The organism is Arthrobacter sp. UYCu512, from assembly GCF_040547075.1.
Lineage (GTDB): Bacteria > Actinomycetota > Actinomycetes > Actinomycetales > Micrococcaceae > Arthrobacter.
The window spans coordinates 1-3,555 of the sequence record NZ_JBEPPA010000043.1; the positions used below are offsets into that span (position 1 = coordinate 1).

General features: G+C 65.4%; 3 protein-coding genes. 1 reads left to right on the forward strand and 2 read right to left on the reverse strand.

Annotation, left to right across the window (positions count from 1 at the left end):
• Nucleotides 1-242 precede the first annotated feature (242 nt).
• Nucleotides 243-1,718 (forward strand): glycosyltransferase 87 family protein, encoded by a 1,476-nt coding sequence (locus tag ABIB49_RS19125; protein ID WP_226774289.1) that lies wholly within the window; start codon nucleotides 243-245, stop codon nucleotides 1,716-1,718.
• On the opposite strand, the gene ABIB49_RS19130 is transcribed toward ABIB49_RS19125, so the two are convergent.
• Both ABIB49_RS19130 and ABIB49_RS19135 read right to left on the reverse strand, forming a co-directional pair.
• Complete coding sequence (locus ABIB49_RS19130) at nucleotides 1,715-2,164, reverse strand: hypothetical protein (protein ID WP_226774288.1); 450 nt, start codon at nucleotides 2,162-2,164, stop codon at nucleotides 1,715-1,717. The two genes, ABIB49_RS19125 and ABIB49_RS19130, sit on opposite strands and share 4 nt — an antisense overlap.
• Nucleotides 2,161-3,375: a molybdopterin-dependent oxidoreductase gene (locus ABIB49_RS19135; RefSeq protein WP_226774287.1), complete on the reverse strand. Its 1,215-nt coding sequence runs from the start codon at nucleotides 3,373-3,375 to the stop codon at nucleotides 2,161-2,163. The genes ABIB49_RS19130 and ABIB49_RS19135 overlap by 4 nt, the downstream gene beginning before the upstream one ends.
• Between the last annotated feature and the right edge of the window lie 180 nt (nucleotides 3,376-3,555).

Sequence of the window (3,555 nt, forward strand, 5' to 3'; positions counted from 1 at the left end):
CCTGATCCGTCTCCTGATAAGGATGTTTGAAATGACCGCAGCCCTGGTGGATGTTGTTCTCCCGTGTCTGAACGAGCGCGGTGCCCTGCCGTGGGCGCTCTCCCGGCTGCCCCGGCTGCCCAAAGGATGATCAACAGCGTGGATCTGACTGTGGCGGCCATCGCCAAACAGTACCTGCCCGGCCGCGTCCTGTGCCGGTTCTCCCCCGGCCCCGGGGCGGACAGGAAGGCAGCGTGAGCGTCATGGCCCGTACCTCACCCAACAACCAAGCGAAGCGGATCCTCCCCGGAGCCGCGGCTCGGCTGGTAGCGCTGCTGCTCGTGCTCGCGGGCTTGTTGTGGTGGATGGTGGTCCCGCAGAACCCCTTCGAATCAGCACCGATTGTCGGCACACTGTTGTCCTGGGGCGCGCTTATTGGGGCAGTTGGCCTGCTGCGCCATGTCCCCCGGCGCCGAGTGGGCGCCGTAATCATTGCGGGCACTGTACTGCTGGGGCTGGTGGCCGTAAGTGCGCCGCCGCGGACCAGTAACGACTCCGCCAGGTACGCCTGGGACGGTATCGTCCAAAAGGCCGGCATCTCCCCCTACTCCTTCGTTCCGGTCGATGAGACGCTGGCGGCCCTGCGGCCGGAATGGCTGTTCGTCCCGGGAGCCAACAACGATGACGGCCGGCCCGGGTGCGCCCGCGACCTGTTCGGCACCGAATCCGTCCCGGCCAACGGCTACCCCTCGGGGGCTCCGCTTTGTACGGCCATTAACCGCCCGCACGTGCCCACGATCTATCCGCCCACCGCGGAAATCTACTTTTTCGGCGTGCGGGCCGCCGTCCCTGACTCGGTCGGATATCTTCCATTCCAAGTGGGGGGCCTGCTTGTCAGCATTGCGGTGACGCTGATGCTCATCACTGCCCTGGCCCGGCGCAGCCTTCCGCTGCACCTGGCGGCCGTCTGGGCCTGGAGCCCGTTCGTGCAGCTTGAGGCTGTGAACAACGCCCACGTTGACCTGCTCGGCGGCGCTTTGATCCTGACCGCAGGACTGCTATTGACCGTAGGCAAGCCGCTGCGCTCCGGGGTGGCGTTCGGCGCCGCGGTCGCGACCAAACTCATTCCGGTGATCGCCGCCCCCGCCTTGTTGTTCAAGCGTCCTGTGCGCTTCATTGCCGCAGCGCTGACGACTTTCGTCCTCCTCTACGTTCCCTATCTGGCAGTTGCAGGGGCAGGAGTGCTGGGATTCTTGCCCGGCTACCTCAAGGAGGAGGGCTACAGCCAGCGTGGTGGCACCCGGTTCGGGCTGGCCCAACTGGTCTCGGCCGGTCCGTGGCCGCAGCTGCTGAGCGCGGCAGCGCTGGCCGCCGTCGCGCTTTGGGTGTTGCGGCGCACCAGGCCCGGGAATGCCTGGGAACAGCAGACAGTCATGATCGGGTTGACGCTGCTGATTGTCAGCCCGAACTATCCTTGGTATGCCCTGATGCTGTTACCGTTTATTGTCTTGAGCCGGCGCTGGGAATACGTGGCCATCATCCTGGCCCTGGACGCCATCTACATGCTGCCGTTCGAGGACCCGTTCACGGTTCCGGTGCATCAAGCGGTCCTTGTACTCGCAGCCGCGGCCGTCGCAGCCGGAGTTTGGCATCGGCGCCGTCGGGAACTTCAGCTGGCGGCACTCGCCGGCCTCGAATCGTCGACGCCGGATGGCGGCGGGTGCGTGTCACCCGCCTAGTGGTTGGATCTTGCGAAGCGGGCCCGGCGTTCCAGGATCAGGATGCCGGCGGCGGAGGCCAGGGCGAGTAGGGCCCAGAACCAAACCAGGTTCATGGCGTAGTCGGCTTCGAGGACCGTGACGGACTGCGCTACCGACTTCGCCTTGAGCAGGATCCCCGCCACCAGGGTCACCAGGGCACCGGTGAGCAGGGCGCCGCGCAGGACGGCGGCGGACGCCGGCTGCAGTTTCGAACCGGTCCGGGTCAGGGCCGCCCCGGCAAGGGTGGAGAGCGGCACAATAACGCCGTCGTGGATGAGCACGGCAACGGCCATCCACGTCAGCAGGCCGACCAGCTGCGCCGGACCCAGCTGGGTTGGCAGCCCCAGCAGCCCGTAGGCAATGATGCCCAAGCCCGCCATGCCCAGCCCGGCCCGGACGGTTTTGAAAGCAGTTGCACGTTTCACAGGATCTCCATACTCTGCAGCCACTTGGTCTGCAGGACTCCGGGACGGCCGGGGGCGATGATTCTGGCGGGATAGCCATGGTCCAGGTCAAGCACGGACCCATTCAGCTCCAGGGCCACCAAGGTCTTCTCGTCCTGCGTGTACTCGGCAGGCATGGTCATGGTGCGGTAGGCGCCCTCCGGCTCCAGGCTGGTGAACCGAAGCCGGGATCCCGCGGGGGCGCCGACGGCCGCTACCAGGTCCTGGACGCGCACGCCCCGCCACTGGGCCAACTGACTCCACCCCTCCACACATGCGATGGGCAACTCGTGGGTGTGCTGGGGCATCGCCCTAAGCTCATCGAGGGTGAAGGAACGTGTGGAATCAGCAGACTTGACCATCAGCGCCCACTTCGGGGACATCGCCAGGCCGGCGACCTTGGCATCGCCGGCAGTTCGATTCACGGGCACGCCTTGGGGGCCGGTACCCATTTTGCGCGGGGCAAAGAAGTTCGCTGGTGCCAGCCAGGAAAAGGACTGTCCCGCCGTTGTAACCACCACGGCTCCGGTCGCGCCGGTAACAGCAGTGAGGAATGCACGCCGGGTCCAGCGGCCCGGTCCGGATGTGCCGGGCTCGGGAGTTGACTCCAAGACTCCAGCGACGGCGGGTGCAGCCGATTCCACGACGGCGGTCTCTTGCGCACGCTTGCTGCGCCAATGGGCGGCGATGACCGGGAGCTTGAGGGCAATGTGCAGCAGGAGCGAGCCCCAGATGACCCATGCCAGCCAGTAGTGTGTCTCCCGGAACGGGAACGGCCACGGATACCATTTGTATGTATTGATCAGCCCGGTGGCCAGCTGCACCAGCGAGGACGCGACAAATAGGGCAATGGAGGCCCGTTCAAGGCCGTGCACCACCGACTTCACCGGGGGCCAAGCCAGCAGCTCGGGGAAGACCGACCACAGTTTTGCCAGCAGCAGCGGAATCGCGGCAATCCCTGACGTTACGTGCAGTCCCTGGGTGAGCTGGTAGATCCATACCGGGCTGGTAGGAAAGAACATCCACGCCGGCGGATTTTGGAGTCCGTGGCTGAAGAGGCCGGTGAGGAAGCAAACGGTGAAGGTAATCCCGAGCCAGCGGCCCAGAACAACGGTCAGGCGTGTGCTGCGTGTGGGCGAGGCAAACTTTGCCGCCAGCGCCTCGGTGAGCTTCTGCCCGTCAGGCTTTTGCATATCTGATCCCTTTAACCGTTCCGTGGCCGCCAGGGCCGCCCTTTCCTGGAACCGAAACGCCACAGACCCTGGGGTCCGTGGCGTCCGGCTTTTGCGGGTGGGTGTTACTTGGTGTTGACGGTGATTTTGGCGATGCCGACGAGCATGTCGGCTTTCACGGCGTCGGTCTTGAAGGTTTTG

Bases quoted from the DNA above. Each gene is read 5' to 3' on its own strand.
- ABIB49_RS19125 (WP_226774289.1), top strand. From the start codon at position 243: ATGGCCCGTACCTCACCCAACAACCAAGCGAAGCGGATCCTCCCCGGA.
- ABIB49_RS19135 (WP_226774287.1), bottom strand. From the start codon at position 3,375: ATGCAAAAGCCTGACGGGCAGAAGCTCACCGAGGCGCTGGCGGCAAAG.